This window comes from Herminiimonas sp. (genome assembly GCF_030645555.1).
Classification (GTDB): domain Bacteria; phylum Pseudomonadota; class Gammaproteobacteria; order Burkholderiales; family Burkholderiaceae_D; genus Oxalicibacterium.
This window is the reverse complement of record NZ_JAUSME010000137.1, coordinates 1-14,771: the sequence shown is the minus strand read 5'-3', so window position 1 is coordinate 14,771 and position 14,771 is coordinate 1. Positions and strand designations below refer to the sequence as shown.

Below are 14,771 nucleotides of genomic sequence, written 5' to 3'. Positions count from 1 at the left end.
TGGGACGTCACCTATGCATCGGAAAAACTGCGCGAACAGCGCTATGCTTTTTCCGAACAGGAAGTGAAGCAGTATTTCCCTGAGCCTAAAGTCATGGACGGCCTGTTCCGCACTATCGAAACCCTGTTTGCCGTCACGATCAAACCTGACACCGCACCGGTCTGGCATCAGGACGTGAAGTTCTTCCGCATTGAAAAAGACGGCGCACTGATAGGCCAGTTCTATATAGACCTGTATGCACGTCAGGGCAAACGCGGCGGCGCATGGATGGACGATGCACGCGGCCGCCGCGTGCTCGCAGGCGCAAACGGCAAGGATGAAATACAGACGCCGGTGGCTTACCTGACCTGCAATTTCACCGAACCGGCAGTGGTCGACGGCAAGGTCAAGCCAGCCCTGTTCACTCATGATGAAGTCATCACGCTGTTCCATGAATTTGGCCACGGCTTGCATCACATGCTCACGCAAGTCGAGGAACTTGGCGTGTCAGGCATATCCGGCGTCGAATGGGATGCCGTCGAGTTGCCGTCGCAGTTCCTGGAAAACTTTTGCTGGGAATGGGATGTGCTGCAGCACATGACTGCGCATGCCGATACCGGCGCCGCCCTGCCGCGCGCACTGTACGACAAGATGATCGCGGCGAAAAATTTCCAGTCCGGCCTGCAAACCCTGCGCCAGGTGGAATTCTCGCTGTTCGACATGCACTTGCATTACGATTTCAAGCATGACGGCAAGCAAACCGTGCAAGACTTGTTGAATGAAGTGCGCGCCAAAGTCTCGGTGATGACGCCGCCTGAATTCAACCGCTTCCAGCATTCGTTCGCGCATATTTTTGCCGGTGGCTATGCCGCCGGGTACTATAGCTACAAGTGGGCAGAAGTTTTATCGGCTGATGCCTACGGCGCGTTCGAGGAAGCCAGCAAGATCAGCGGCAATGTCCTGTCGGGCGACACCGGCGCACGCTTTTTGCGCGAGATCCTTGCGATGGGTGGTTCGCGGCCGGCGATCGATTCATTCAAGGCCTTCCGCGGCCGCGAGCCGACTATCGATGCCTTGCTGCGTCATAGCGGCATGGCTTCCTGACGCACTTGCAGCGTGGCGGAATCAATTAATGCGATGTATGGAAGTGACGCATTGAAGTGACGTGTTGAAGTGACGTATTGAATTAATGCATAACGGGGACAATAAAATGAAAAAAAGTTTCTCATGGTTGCCGCTCTCGCTCATGTTGACGCTGCTGGTAACAGCAAATGCACACGCCCAGTTATATAAATGGGTCGCGCCTGACGGCAAGATCACGTACAGCGATACGCCACCGCCATCGTCTGTAAAAAAAGTGGAAGAGAAGGCGCTGGCCGTCGGCCCTTCCACTGCCGGTTTTCCATTCGAACTGGCCCAGGCAGTCAAGGCCAGCCCGGTCACGCTGTACACGACGTCAAAATGCGAAGCCTGCATAGATGCGCGCAACTTCCTGAATACGCGCGGCATTCCGTTCGCAGAAAAGACTGTCAACAACAACGATGAAATTGCACGCCTCAAGCAAGCCGGCGGCGACCGGCAATTGCCGTTTGCGACGATAGGCAGCAACAAGCAATCCGGCTTCAATTCCGACTTGTGGGATGCCGCATTGACCCGTGCCGGCTATCCGGCAAGCAACCAGCTGCCGAAAACCTACCGCAATCCTGCGCCTGAATCGGCAGCACCCAAAGCCAGGGCAGCGGAATCCAAAGCCGCCAACGATGCACCCGCCCCTGTGACGGATACGCTTCCTGCCACCGGCAATGCACCACCGGGTTTCCGTTTTTGATCGATCACCATTCCTTGCTGCCGCGCTGAAGCTCAGGCTTACGGCAGCACGGCAGCAACCTTGAAAAATTTTCCTGGCTTATGACGCGTATCGACTTTCACAGCAATGTTCCAAATAAAATCGCGTATGCGTGCCGGCTGGTACGCAAGGCGCGCAATGCCAATTTCCAGGTCGTGATTCTTGTCCGGGATGAGGCCCAGCTGGTCGAACTCGATGAAGCGCTATGGACGTTTTCCGAACAGGACTTCCTGCCGCACGTGATGCTCGACGATGCACTGGCTGCGCAAACGCCTATCCTGCTCACTGCCACGCAGGCGATGGAAGCGCCGCATCACCAGATCCTGATCAATCTGTCGGATACGCCGCCCGATCATTTCGCGCGTTTCGAACGGATGTTTGAAGTCGTGTCATCGGATGAAGCCGACAAATCATCCGGGCGCGAACGCTACAGTTATTACAAGCAGCGCGGCTACCCGCTGACCCATTTTGTGGCTGAGAATTCATGAATAAATCCCCGCAGGATTTCGGCATCCCGCTGCTGACCGAAGTCATACAGGCGCCGCCCCGTGCAGTCCCCGCAGCTGCGCCTGCGCCGGCCATGGAAACTGAGCTGGAGCAAGAGCTGGAACTGGCCCCGATCACCCATGCGCCCATCACCGGCTGGCTGGATGAAGAATGGACCCGACTGGAGCAAAAGATAAGTGAGCGCGTGCTCACGCAATTGCTGGAGCGCATAGACACCGTGCTGGAGCAACGCATCAGGGAAAGTCTTGCAGCCAGCGTGCAACAGGCGGTAGAGGAAATCAAACTGGGCTTGCAGCTGACGCTGGAAGAGGTAATCAGCGACGCCGTCGCACAGGAAATTGATGAATTACATTTTTCAAAAAAATAAATTATTAAGAAATTTCTTTCTTTTTAAAACAAATTTTTAATTAATTTGTTTTTATTTATAAAAATTGCATTTAAAAATGAACACATAAAAAATCGATATTTTTTTACAATCTAGCCATCGTTTCAACATAACCGGCTAAGGATAGTAATGAAAGTAATCGTTTTGGGTTCAGGCATCATAGGCACTGCTTCCGCATGGTTTTTAAACAAGGCGGGGCACGAGGTTACCGTGATCGAGCGCCAGCCTGGCGCCGCGCAGGAAACCAGCTTTGCCAACGGTTGCCAGATTTCCGTCTCGCACGCCGAACCCTGGGCCAATCCGGCCGCACCGATGAAAGTCCTCAAGTGGCTAGGTAAGGAAGATGCGCCTTTGCTGTATCGCTTCCGTCCCGAATGGCTGCAATGGAAATGGGCACTGAACTTCCTGCGCGAGTGCACGCCGGCGCGCACCAATGACAATATCCGCCAGATCGTCGCGATCTGCGAATACAGCCGCCAGACCTTGCAGGCAGTCCGCGCCGAAACCGGCATCGAATACGATCACCTGACCAGCGGCATCCTGCATTTTTACACTGAGCAAAAAGAATTCGATGAATCGCTGCCCGCTGCCAGACTGATGCGCGATCTTGGTTGTCCGCGCGACTCGATCAGCGCCGATGAAGTGGTCCGGATAGAGCCGGCGCTGGCGCGCATGCGCGACAAGATAGTCGGTGGCGATTTCACTGCCACCGATGAATCCGGCGATGTCTACAAATTCACCAGCGGCCTGGCCCGCAAGTCGGAACAGGCCGGTGTCAATTTCCAGTACAACACCACGGTTACACGCCTCATTACCGAGGGCAGCGGCGCAAATGCAAAAATCAGCGGCGTCGAGGTGATCGGGCCGGACGGCCGCCATCAGATCCTGCACGCCGACGCCTATGTGATGGCGATGGGCAGCTTCTCGACTCCCCTATTGAAACCGCTGGGCGTGGACCTGATGATTTATCCAGGCAAGGGTTACTCGGCAACCTATGCCGTCACCGATCCGTCTGCCGTGCCTACCGTTTCTCTGACTGACGATGGCTACAAGCTGGTGATCTCGCGTCTCGGCAATCGCCTGCGCGTGGCGGGCACTTGCGAATTGAATGGCTATACGCGTGAATTGAACACGACACGCTGCGAAGCGATCACGCGCCGCACGCGCGAACTGTTCCCCGACGCCTGCGATTATGAAAATCCGACTTACTGGACCGGCTTGCGTCCATTAACGCCATCCAATGTGCCGTATATAGGCAAGACGAAGTTCAGCAACCTGTTCTTGAATACCGGGCACGGCACCTTGGGCTGGACCATGGGTTGCGGCTCGGGCCGCGCGCTGGCCGATATCGTATCGGGACGCCAGCCGGATGTGGATTTCAAATTCACCGGCATGCCGTATCAGCCTTCAGGCCGGATCGTGACGGCGCAATCAGTGCCGGCCTGAAAATCGCTGTCGATAAAAAAAACGCTGCCGGCACATGCCCGCAGCGTTTTTTATTTTGCAGTGCAAATATTCCTGCGCTTATTTTCCGAGACGAACCTGCACCGCTGCAGCCTTTTCATCGAAGGCAATCCGCGTATCGAACTTGGCCCGCTTCATCGGGAAGCGCGACTGGAAATGCCGCACATTGCCCGAGCCTGAAATCGCGCGGCGCACGAACTGATAATAGGCATCCATGTCGACCACATGGACCACCAGGAAATAATCGTAATCGCCGGAGACGAAATAGCACTGCATGACTTCCGACTCTTTACCCATGCGGGCTTCGAATTCCTGCATCTGTTCGTCGGCTTGATTGGCCAGCGACACTTCCAGAAACGCCAGCATCCCGTAGCCGAGTGCGAACGGATCGACCATCGCGACGTCGGCACTGATGATGCCGGCTTCGCGCATGTCGCGTATGCGGCGCAAACAGGTAGGCTGCGAAATATGCAGCTTGTCGGCCAGCGTGCGCGTCGGCGTCTGGTTATCCTTCTGCAAGAGGTTTAACAGCTTGCGATCAACTTTGTCTAGCGTATGAAGTTTGGGCATAGGGAATCGTGTAAACCTGAAAAATCGCACAAAAACGCTTTGCGTCGCATTTTCTTCTGTTGTAAGGTCATTGTCTTGAGACGCATGCATGGCCAGTGTTGCAGCTACTCTGTATTTTTACAATCATCAGGAGAAAATATATGCAGTTCAAGACCAGAATGATTCCATTGGCCGCTGCACTTGCATTTGCCCTGACGGGTACTGCAGCAGCACAGGAACAAATCGTGCGCATAGGCAGCGTGGCACCGATCACCGGCACCGATGCGCATATGGGCAAGGATAATGAAAACGGCGCCAGGATGGCGGTTGACGACTTGAACGCCAAAGGCACGACCATAGGCGGCAAAAAAGTGAAGTTCCAGCTGCTGGCGGAAGATGATGCGGCCGACCCGAAACAGGCGACGGCAGCGGCGCAAAAACTGGTCGATGCCGGCGTTGCAGTCGTGATCGGCCACCTGAATTCCGGCACCACGATACCTGCTTCCCGCATCTACGCGAACGCAGGCATACCGCAGATATCGCCATCGGCGACCAACCCGAAATACACGCAGCAGGGATTCAAGACGGCCTTCCGCGTGGTGGCCAATGATGCGCAGCTGGGCCAGGTACTGGGGCAGTATGCAGTCAAAACGCTGGGTGGAAAAAGCATCGCCGTGATCGACGACCGCACCGCTTACGGTCAGGGCGTGGCGGATGAATTTACCAAGGGCGTCAAGGCCGCCGGCGGCACCATAGTGGCCAGCCAGTACACCAACAACAAGGCAACCGACTTCAACTCCATCCTGACGTCGATCAAGGGCAAGAAGCCCGACATCATTTTCTTCGGCGGCATGGATGCAGTCGGCGGCCCGATGTTGCGCCAGATGAAGCAGCTGGGCATCAATGCCAAATTCATGGGCGGCGACGGCATCTGCACCGGCTCGCTGCCGGGCCTGGCTGGAGCCGCGCTGGGCGATAACCAGGTCGTCTGCGCCGAAGCGGGTGGCGTACCGGATGCGCGCAAAAAAAGCGTGGAAGATTTCCGCGCTGCGTACAAGAAGCGCTTTGGCGTAGACGTGGTCTACACCGCAGCCTATGCCTACGATGCAACCAACGCTGCGGTCGAGGCAATGAAGAAGGCCAATTCGTGGGAACCTGCCAAATACCTGCCTGAGCTGGTAAAGAGCAATTACCCGGGCATTACCGGCACCATCGCCTTCGATGCCAAAGGCGACATCAAGGATGGCGCCCTGACGCTCTATACCTTCAAGGGCGGCAAGCGCGAAATGCTGGCAGTCACCAAGTAAATCTGCCGGCTTTTCATGCCAGCCTCGCGATTCAAAACCGCGAGGCTTTTTCATTTCACGCAACGTATAGGCAAAAATAAAGCGCTAATAAAAGCGCTTTATTTTTTGCTGCAGCATCGCTGGTTTCAACGACCTGCTTTTAACAAGCTTATTTCAGCGACAACACCCACTTCACCAGCGTGCGTGCATCGGCTTCGTTCAATTGCGCATTGGCTGGCATAGGCACTGTGCCCCAAACGCCGCTACCGCCCTTCAACACTTTTTGCACCAGTTTGTCTTCAGCGCCTTTTTGACCGGCGTATTTTGCGCCTACATCTTTAAAAGCTGGGCCCAAGACCTTGTTCGTCACCGAATGGCAAGCCATGCAGTTTTTTGCTTTCGCCAGATCGGCGTTAGCCAGCGCAACATTCGATACACCTGCAGCCAGAACCAGACCTACCAACAAAGTACGCTTCATGTTTTTCTCCACAAGATTGATTGCGGCTATTCTACCCCGTTTCAGGCAGACGATAAATCAGCCGCTACAGTTACAACGCAAGCATAGCATCCAGGTTGACAACAGCAATTGACCATTACACTTTTTCACAATATGCTGCATCGAAACAGGAGAAGCCATGCCCCTCATTATCGCAATCGTATTGCTGTCGGTTTTGAAATACCTTGAAATCGGCCCGCTAGACAATCTGTCATGGTGGTGGATAGTCGGCCTGTTCGTCCTCGCCTTTCTCTGGTTCGAGTTTTTCGAACGCATGCTCGGTCGCGACAAGCGCAAGGCGCATGAACAACTGGAAAAAGCGCGCAAGGAACGTATCAAAAAAACATTCAAATAAGCTGCGCACTTGCTCACCAATTGAAAAAATCACGCGACTTGCGGCAGCATCCAAATTAATTATTAAATTACAAAATGCGATATTAAATTGGCATTTTGCATTTGATAACAAGTCAGGTCCTGTAAAAGTCTGGTCGATCCCTGCCCTTCAATCGCGATGACTTGCCAGGTCATCACGCATTGCCAGCGCATCAGCGCGCGATTTTTTTACAGTATCGCGTCCAAAGCCTTGGCCAGGTTTGCTACGGTGCGCTCGATGTTATGCAGCTTGTCCAGCCCAAACAGCCCGACGCGGAAGGTCTTGAAGTCGGCCCGTTCATCGCATTGCAAGGGCACGCCCGCTGCAGTCTGCAAACCCGCTTCAGCAAATTTTTTGGTGGACTGTATGCCGTCATCGTTGGTGTAACTCACCACCACGCCCGGGGCTTGAAAGCCTTCTGCCGCTACGCTCTTGAATCCCTTAGATTCCAGCAGTGCGCGCACTCTGTCGCCCAGCTCCTGTTGCTCGGCACGGACCTTGTCGAAGCCGTAGGCGGCCGTTTCTTCCATCACGTCGCGCAGGATGGTCAACGCATCCGTCGGCATCGTGGTGTGGTAGGCGACGTTACCTTGTTCGTACGATTCCATAATCTGCAACCACTTGCGCAAATCGCAGGCGAAGCTGGTGCTTTGGGTGGAGTCGATTTTTTCACGGGCGAGTGCGCTCAACATCACGAAGGCGCAGCCTGCAGATGCGCTCCAGCCTTTTTGCGGCGCGCTGATCAGGACGTCGACGCCGATCGCCTGCATGTCGACCCACAAGGTGCCGGAGGCAATGCAATCCAGCACGAACAAGCCGCCCACTGAATGCACGGCATCGGCCACTTTGCGCATATAGTCGTCTGGCAGGATGATACCGGCAGCGGTCTCCACGTGCGGTGCAAACACCACCGCCGGTTTGCTCGCCTTGATCGCAGCCACCACTTCGTCCACCGGCGGCGGCGCATAGGCGGCCTGCGGGGAGTCATTTACCGGGCGCGCCTTCAATACCGTGGTACCGGAAGGAATGCTGCCCATGTCCAGGATCTGGCTCCAGCGGAAGCTGAACCATCCGTTGCGGATGACCAGGACTTGTTGGTTGTTCGCGAACTGGCGCGCCACCGCCTCCATGCCGAAGGTCCCGCTGCCGGGTATCACAACAGCCGACTGCGCCTTGTAGACTTGTTTCAGGGTCCTGGAAATGTCTTTCATCACGCCCTGGAAGCGCTGCGACATATGGTTGATCGCTCGGTCGGTATAAACGACGGAGTATTCGAGAAGACCGTCGGGATCGACGTTGGGTAGTAGACCTGGCATGTTTGCTCCAGCAATAGTGAATCAGATTCGGATTGGCCAAGAATCATATGGCCAGGAATGCGACAAAGGGCGGATTTTACCGCTTGTGCCAGTCAATGCCAGTCATTCCATTCATTTGTTTTCGAGAGTACACCAGCAACAGAAGCCGCGCTTAAGCAGGCTGGCTGACTCTCGCGAGCTTTCATTCCTTTACCTGCCCCGGCAGATCGAGTTCATACGCCTGAGCGATGCGGGCCACCAACCCGGAGACACTGACATTGCCGAGTTGCAGCGCTTTTGGTTCGATCGAGGTGTCAGACACCACCATGGTGAGAAACTGCGTCATGTCCTCGCCGATTTTTTTGTCGAGAGGAATCCGCGTCGCGGGCGCCAGCAGTTGCGAAAGGCGCAGCACATCGTTGAGATGCTTGCGCACATCCCTGGCGTCCACCATGGCGCCCTGCTCTTTCCGCGCGTTCAGGTCTAGCCACGCGATCGCTTTCAACGGGATCAACCGGTCCTCTCCCACCCACGGCAGGCCACCGACTTCGCGGCGTCCTGCCACGATGAATGCGTAATAAGCCTCGTCCAACAGGATGGCGGACAGGCTGGAGATGGCTTCGTCAAGCGGTATCGGTGTAAGCCGACTGCCTTCGGCCGGGTGCAATCCATCGGGTGCTCGCGCGAACAGTTCGACCATCGTTGGGTAGCGGTCATTAGCGGGTTTCTGGAATCGATAGAATATCGGCTTGCCCGTATCGCTGGCTTGGCGAATCTCGTATCCCCCAGCCTCGACGAACTTCCAGAAGGCCTGGCCAAAGGCAGCGGTCAGCGCCTCGACGTGCAGAACGATATCAAGGTCCTTGGTAGCGCGGAACTCCAGCCCAGCCTGTTCCATGGTCAAGCTGGCGGCCGTGCCACCGATCAAGATGTACTGGTCAGAGTAATCCGCAAACCAGCCTTGGAATACATCCAGCCCTCTTACCATGGCACTTGCCCTTTCAGCTCGTCCAGCGCTAGCTGGATACGTTCATCCGGGTTGTCTTGCAGGCTGAGTATGAGCGAGAGCGGGTCAACTGCGACGGCGCCAGGCAACAACGCCGGGCTGTAGGTCCACAACTGCCATTCGCGCGCACCGGCAACGGGTTCTGGCAAGGCCTGAATACCTGCGTCGGTCGCCGTCTTCCATTCTTCGGCGCTTAGTGCGTACACCGGCCACCTGGGCTCGGTGAGCATCGAATAGTGCGCCAGCGCGCTCATGCCGGCCAACCGGCCCAGTTGACTGGTCATGGGGTCTTCAGCAATCACCCAGACTGTCCGCCTGACCGGAGTGCGCAACACGGGCTTTGCCCTCTCCCATGTCTGCTGTGGTCGCTGCTCCATGCGCAGCCAGCGGAACCGTCCCACGGTGTACGCGGTTGCGAGTCCTGCCGCAGTCAGTTCCTTGACCACGCGGGACAGGGTCATGGGCGTGTAGCCCAAGGCGACCGCAAGCTTCGAAGCTTGCCATTCGGCCTGCCAGGGCTGGTGCAGCAGAGCCGTAATCAGCATGGCCTGCGCGGAAGGGCTCAGCACAGATTGCGCGGTTGGTGAGCGTCGCCGGAAGTACTCACGAAGGTCGAGACCCAAGTCCGGCAGATAGAGTTGATTGCCTGGGACGATAAACGGGATTTTTTGTTCGATCAGCCGTCGGCGTTCGTAGGAGGCCAAGGCACCCGTGACGTAGACCGCCGGCTGTCCAGCCACCGCCATTACCTTGTCCAACCACGTTCGGATCTCGCTGAGAGACTGTCTTTCTTCAGTACGTCCCATTGCCAGCAGAATGGGCTGTCCCAGCAGTTCAATCTCCCCGAACTGAAATGCAGCCTGCAGGAAGTATGGCAGCTCGTTTGCTCGCGCCCACGGCTTGACGCTGGGTGTGGGAATACCCAAGATGTCGTGGAGGTATTGTCGAACGGCGGTAGCGAGGAGCAACATGGATGATTCGCCAATTAAGCAATTTTTCGCACGATAACATAACGAGTGTTATCGTGCGAAATTTTTGTTATCGGACAGAATCAATGTCAAGAGGTGGCGCGTCCTGGACATTGTCACTCGCGGCGAAGCCTTCGCGGATGCCAAACCAGCGTCGATTGGATCGCTTTCGAATGCCGGCGTGAAACGCTATCGAATCACTCCCACTCAATCGTCGCCGGCGGCTTGCCCGAAATGTCATACACCACCCGGTTAATACCGCGCACTTCATTGATGATGCGGTTCGACACCTTGCCCAGCAACTCATGCGGCAGGTGCGCCCAATGCGCGGTCATGAAGTCCTGTGTCTGCACGGCGCGCAGCGCAACGACGAACTCGTAGGTCCGGCCGTCGCCCATCACACCGACCGAACGCACTGGCAGGAACACGGCAAATGCCTGGCTGGTGGCGTCGTACCAGTTCTTGTGGAAATGGCCGACCACCCTGCCCTCGGCCAGTTCCTGCGGCAGCGGTATGGCGGTATTGCGCAATTCTTCGATGAAAATCGCGTCGGCCCGGCGCAGCAGGTCGGCGTATTCTTTTTTTACTTCACCCAGGATGCGCACGCCAAGGCCCGGCCCGGGGAACGGGTGACGGTAGACCATCTCGTGCGGCAAGCCCAGCGCCACACCGAGTTCGCGCACTTCATCCTTGAACAGTTCGCGCAAGGGCTCCAGCAGTTTCAGGTTCAGGGTCTCCGGCAAGCCGCCGACATTGTGGTGGCTCTTGATCGTGTGCGCGCCCTTCTTGCCCTTGCCGGCGCTTTCGATCACGTCCGGGTAGATGGTTCCCTGGGCCAGCCAGCGCGCCTTCGGACGGCGTGCCGCTTCGGCCTGGAACACCTCGACGAATTCACGGCCGATGATCTTGCGCTTGGCTTCCGGGTCGGTGACGCCGGCCAGGTGGCCCATGAACTGGTCGGTGGCGTCGACGTGGATCACGCGCACGCCGAGGTTCTTGCCGAACATGTTCATCACCATCTGGCCTTCGTCCAGCCGCAACAAGCCGTGATCGACGAACACACAGGTCAACTGGTCGCCAATCGCGCGGTGGATCAGTGCCGCCGCCACGCTGCTGTCGACGCCGCCTGACAGGCCGAGGATCACTTCATCGGTGCCGACCTGCTGACGGATCGACTCCACCGCCTCGCTGATGTAATCGGGCATGTTCCAGTCCGACTGGCAGCCGCAGATTTCATGGACGAAACGATTCAGGATCGCACGGCCCTGCTGGGTGTGCGTCACTTCGGGGTGGAACTGGACCGCGTACATCCGGCGCTGTTCGTCGGCCATGCCGGCGATCGGGCAGCTCGGGGTCGATGCCATCAGCTTGAAGCCGGGCGGCAGGTCGATCACCTTGTCGCCATGGCTCATCCAGACCTTCAACATGCCGTGGCCGTCTTCGGTGACGAAGTCGTTGATGTCCTTGAGCAGCGCGGTATGGCCGCGCGCCCTGACCTCGGCGTAGCCAAATTCGCGCAGCTTGCCATTTTCGACCTTGCCGCCGAGTTGCTCGGCCATGGCCTGCATGCCATAGCAAATGCCCAGCACCGGCACACCAAGCTCGAATACGGCTTGCGGCACACGCGGGGTGTCGCCTTCGGTGACCGAACTCGGCCCGCCGGAGAGAATCACGCCGGCAGCGCCGTAGTTGCGCACGAAATCGTCGCTGACGTCGTAAGGGAAAATTTCCGAGAAGACGCCGGCTTCGCGCACACGGCGGGCAATCAGCTGTGTGACCTGGGAGCCGAAGTCGAGAATCAGGATTTTGGAGTGCATGGGATGGGCCGGAAATAAAAAAGCAGGGCGACACGCCGTGTCGCCCCTGGGTCTGTCAATGTCCGCGCAGGCATCGGGCGGATAGCTTACTCTGCGCGGTAGTTCGGCGCTTCCTTGGTGATCTGCACATCGTGCACATGCGACTCGCGCATGCCGGCCGAGGTGATTTCGACGAACTCGGCTTTTTCGCGCAGCTCATCGATCGTGGCGCAGCCGCAGTAGCCCATCGACGAACGCACGCCGCCGACGAGCTGGTAAATGATCGCCAGCACGCTGCCCTTGTAGGCCACGCGCCCCTCGATGCCCTCTGGCACCAGCTTGTCGGCATTATTGGCAGGGTCCTGGAAATAGCGGTCTGCCGAGCCGTCCGCCATTGCGCCCAGGCTGCCCATGCCACGATAGGACTTGTAGCTGCGGCCCTGGTACAGGATGACTTCGCCCGGCGCTTCTTCGGTGCCGGCAAACATGCTGCCCATCATCACGGTGGATGCGCCGGCGGCCAGCGCCTTGGACACGTCGCCTGAAAAACGCACGCCGCCGTCCGCAATGCAGGGCACGCCGGTGCCGGCGAGCGCCAGCGACACATTCGAAATCGCCGTGATTTGCGGCACGCCGACGCCGGCTACGATGCGGGTGGTGCAAATCGAGCCAGGGCCGATGCCGACCTTGATGCCGTCGGCGCCATGATCCACCAGCGCCCGCGCCGCTGCCGCCGTGGCGACATTGCCGCCAATGACTTCAACCTGCGGATAGTTCTGCTTGACCCACCTGACGCGCTCCAGCACGCCGCGCGAGTGGCCGTGCGCTGTGTCGACCACCAGCACGTCGACGCCGGCTTTCACCAGCAGCTCGATGCGCTCTTCATTTTCCGGGCCCACGCCGACGGCGGCGCCCACCCGCAGTTTGCCGTGTTCATCCTTGGCAGCCGACGGATGCTCGGTGGATTTCTGGATGTCCTTGACGGTAATCAGGCCGCGCAGTTCGAATTCGTCATCGACCACGATCACCCGCTCAAGCCGGTGCTTGTTCATCAGCCGCTTGGCTTCGGCGGGGTCGGCGCCCTCCTTGACGTACACCAGTTTTTCACGCGGCGTCATCTTGACACGCACCGGCGCATCGAGTTCTTCCTCGAACCGCAGGTCGCGATTGGTAATGATGCCGATGACCTTCTTGCCTTCGACCACCGGGAAACCGCTGATGCCGTGTTGCTGGCTCAAGGCAATCACGTCGCGGATCTTCATGTCGCCGGGCACCGTGATCGGGTCGCGCACGACACCGGACTCAAAACGCTTGACCTTGGAGACTTCCCGCGCCTGTTCGCGCGCTGTCAGGTTCTTGTGGATGATGCCGATGCCACCTTCCTGCGCCATGGCGATGGCAAGGCGTGCTTCGGTAACCGTGTCCATGGCAGCCGAGATCAGTGGAATGGACAAGGCGATATTGCGGGTCAGGCGGGTATCAAGCGAGGTATCCTTGGGGAGGATGGCCGAGTAGGCCGGCACGAGCAGCACATCATCGAACGTGAGTGCTTTCTGGAGTAGACGCATGGCGTTTCCTGTTGGCGCAAAATCGAATTATACAGAAATACATCACTCGGGACTCGCTGGCAGCGCTATCTTGGACGCCGAATTGACGGCGCGCGCAAAGCATGGCGAAATCAGCCTGTCGATGAAAAACAGGGGAGCAGGCATGCAGCCAGGCGGCGCAGGACGGGTAAGGAAATGGATCGTGTTGTGCGGCGCTGCTGTTTGCTGCAGCATGGCCTGGGGCCAGTATGTGTGGCTCAATGAAAAAGGCGTGAAGCAATACTCGGACAAGCCACCGCCGCCTTCCGTGCCCGACAGCCGGATTATCAAACCAGCCAGGAATGCAGGGACGCAAGCGGCATCCGCGCTCGCATCTCCACCGGCTCCAGCGGCGGGCGATGCGCCGGCCAGGCCGGCAGATGCAGCAACGCAGGCCGGGGGCAAGGCCGCGCCGACGATAGCCGAGCGCAACGCCGACTTCAACAAGCGCCGCGCGCAGCAGGCCGAGGCGGAGAAGAAAACGGCTGACCAGCAAAAGCTGGCGCAGGAAAAAGCAAGCAATTGCGAACGCGCCGCCAGCTACAAGCGCAGCCTGGAATCGGGTGCGCGCATAGCGCGGGTCGGCAAGAATGGCGAACAGGCGTTCATCAGCGATGAACAGCGTGCGCAGGAGATCAAGGAAGCATCGAAGCTGCTGGAGGGATGCGCATAGCCTGCGCTGCGGCAGATCGGGTCAGGGCTTGCTGCGCGCCGCCTTGACTGCCCTTCTGCGCCGCGCGTCCTTCGGGTCCGCCACCAGCGGGCGATAAATTTCAATCCGGTCACCCTCGCGCACTGCGGCATCGAGCGGCCTGAGCTTGCCATGCACGCCGACCTTCAGCACGCCCAGGTCGAGCCCAGGCAACTGTTGCAGCAGGCCGCACGCGCCGATCGCCTGTTGCAGGCTGGTCCCGGGGGCCACCCGCAGTTCGTGCAGGAATACGCGCTCCGGTGTCGCATAACAGACCTCTACCCGTACGGTTTCCTGGTCGGGCGCCGGGTCAGTCATGGGTGTCATCCATAGACGGTTTCGGCGCGCTTGCAAAACGAATCGACGAAACTGTTGGCAATCATGCCAAACACCGGTCCGATGATCTGTTCCAGCAAGCGGCTGGAAAATTCATAGTGCAGCTCGAATTCGATCTTGCAGGCATCGGCGCGCAGGGGCTTGAAGGTCCAGGCGCCATCCAGTTTGCGGAACGGCCCTTCCAGCAGCGACATTTTCATGCTGGTCG

General features: G+C 57.9%; 17 protein-coding genes. 8 read left to right on the top strand and 9 right to left on the bottom strand.

From position 1 onward, the window contains the following. The 5 genes from Q7T06_RS05570 to Q7T06_RS05550 form a co-directional block, all read left to right on the top strand. A partial coding sequence (locus Q7T06_RS05570; RefSeq protein WP_304781585.1) for a M3 family metallopeptidase occupies positions 1–1,083 on the top strand: 1,083 nt, incomplete at its 5' end. A 106-nt stretch (positions 1,084–1,189) separates the two neighbouring features. Then, positions 1,190–1,807, top strand: coding sequence for a glutaredoxin family protein (locus Q7T06_RS05565; protein ID WP_304781582.1), 618 nt, complete (start codon positions 1,190–1,192; stop codon positions 1,805–1,807). 80 nt (positions 1,808–1,887) lie between these two features. Next, positions 1,888–2,313: a DNA polymerase III subunit chi gene (locus Q7T06_RS05560; RefSeq protein ID WP_304781579.1), complete on the top strand. Its 426-nt coding sequence runs from the start codon at positions 1,888–1,890 to the stop codon at positions 2,311–2,313. Next, positions 2,310–2,699 carry a hypothetical protein gene (locus Q7T06_RS05555; RefSeq protein WP_304781576.1) on the top strand — a complete coding sequence of 130 codons (390 nt, stop codon included), beginning with the start codon at positions 2,310–2,312 and terminating at the stop codon, positions 2,697–2,699. The genes Q7T06_RS05560 and Q7T06_RS05555 overlap by 4 nt, the downstream gene beginning before the upstream one ends. 147 nt (positions 2,700–2,846) lie before the next feature. Next, a complete protein-coding gene (locus Q7T06_RS05550; protein ID WP_304781572.1) occupies positions 2,847–4,163 on the top strand; it encodes a D-amino acid dehydrogenase in 1,317 nt (438 codons plus the stop codon). A gap of 78 nt (positions 4,164–4,241) precedes the next feature. Here the strand turns inward: Q7T06_RS05550 and Q7T06_RS05545 are convergent, their stop codons facing one another. After that, a complete protein-coding gene (locus Q7T06_RS05545) occupies positions 4,242–4,751 on the bottom strand; it encodes an Lrp/AsnC family transcriptional regulator (protein WP_304781569.1) in 510 nt (169 codons plus the stop codon). 140 nt (positions 4,752–4,891) lie between these two features. Between Q7T06_RS05545 and Q7T06_RS05540 the strand changes: the two genes are divergently transcribed. Further along, on the top strand, positions 4,892–6,037 hold the full coding sequence (locus Q7T06_RS05540) for a branched-chain amino acid ABC transporter substrate-binding protein (RefSeq protein WP_304781566.1): 1,146 nt from the start codon (positions 4,892–4,894) through the stop codon (positions 6,035–6,037). A gap of 148 nt (positions 6,038–6,185) precedes the next feature. On the opposite strand, the gene Q7T06_RS05535 is transcribed toward Q7T06_RS05540, so the two are convergent. Next, entirely contained in the window at positions 6,186–6,494 is a 309-nt protein-coding gene (locus Q7T06_RS05535; protein ID WP_304781563.1) for a c-type cytochrome, read from the bottom strand. A gap of 157 nt (positions 6,495–6,651) precedes the next feature. On the opposite strand from Q7T06_RS05535, the gene Q7T06_RS05530 reads away from it, so the two are divergent. After that, on the top strand, positions 6,652–6,867 hold the full coding sequence (locus Q7T06_RS05530) for a TIGR04438 family Trp-rich protein (protein ID WP_304781560.1): 216 nt from the start codon (positions 6,652–6,654) through the stop codon (positions 6,865–6,867). Positions 6,868–7,073: 206 nt separating this feature from the next. On the opposite strand, the gene Q7T06_RS05525 is transcribed toward Q7T06_RS05530, so the two are convergent. From Q7T06_RS05525 to guaB, 5 genes are all read right to left on the bottom strand, one after another. Continuing rightward, positions 7,074–8,201, bottom strand: a complete 1,128-nt coding sequence (locus tag Q7T06_RS05525; protein ID WP_304781557.1) for an aminotransferase class V-fold PLP-dependent enzyme — start codon at positions 8,199–8,201, stop codon at positions 7,074–7,076. 181 nt (positions 8,202–8,382) lie between these two features. Beyond that, the gene (locus tag Q7T06_RS05520) at positions 8,383–9,168 is read right to left on the bottom strand and encodes a hypothetical protein (protein WP_304781553.1); all 786 of its coding nucleotides are present in this window, start codon (positions 9,166–9,168) and stop codon (positions 8,383–8,385) included. Then, the gene (locus tag Q7T06_RS05515; protein ID WP_304781550.1) at positions 9,162–10,157 is read right to left on the bottom strand and encodes a hypothetical protein; all 996 of its coding nucleotides are present in this window, start codon (positions 10,155–10,157) and stop codon (positions 9,162–9,164) included. Before Q7T06_RS05515 ends, Q7T06_RS05520 begins: the two co-directional genes overlap by 7 nt. 194 nt (positions 10,158–10,351) lie before the next feature. Then, the gene (gene guaA / locus Q7T06_RS05510; protein WP_304781545.1) at positions 10,352–11,971 is read right to left on the bottom strand and encodes a glutamine-hydrolyzing GMP synthase; all 1,620 of its coding nucleotides are present in this window, start codon (positions 11,969–11,971) and stop codon (positions 10,352–10,354) included. Between the two features lie 86 nt (positions 11,972–12,057). Then, complete coding sequence (gene guaB / locus Q7T06_RS05505) at positions 12,058–13,518, bottom strand: IMP dehydrogenase (protein ID WP_304781542.1); 1,461 nt, start codon at positions 13,516–13,518, stop codon at positions 12,058–12,060. Positions 13,519–13,588: 70 nt separating this feature from the next. Between guaB and Q7T06_RS05500 the strand changes: the two genes are divergently transcribed. After that, entirely contained in the window at positions 13,589–14,209 is a 621-nt protein-coding gene (locus Q7T06_RS05500) for a DUF4124 domain-containing protein (RefSeq protein WP_304781539.1), read from the top strand. A gap of 21 nt (positions 14,210–14,230) precedes the next feature. Here the strand turns inward: Q7T06_RS05500 and Q7T06_RS05495 are convergent, their stop codons facing one another. Both Q7T06_RS05495 and Q7T06_RS05490 read right to left on the bottom strand, forming a co-directional pair. Then, positions 14,231–14,545: an RnfH family protein gene (locus Q7T06_RS05495; RefSeq protein WP_304781536.1), complete on the bottom strand. Its 315-nt coding sequence runs from the start codon at positions 14,543–14,545 to the stop codon at positions 14,231–14,233. A gap of 5 nt (positions 14,546–14,550) precedes the next feature. Further along, positions 14,551–14,771: SRPBCC family protein (locus Q7T06_RS05490; RefSeq protein ID WP_304781532.1), on the bottom strand; the 221-nt coding region annotated here is incomplete at its 5' end.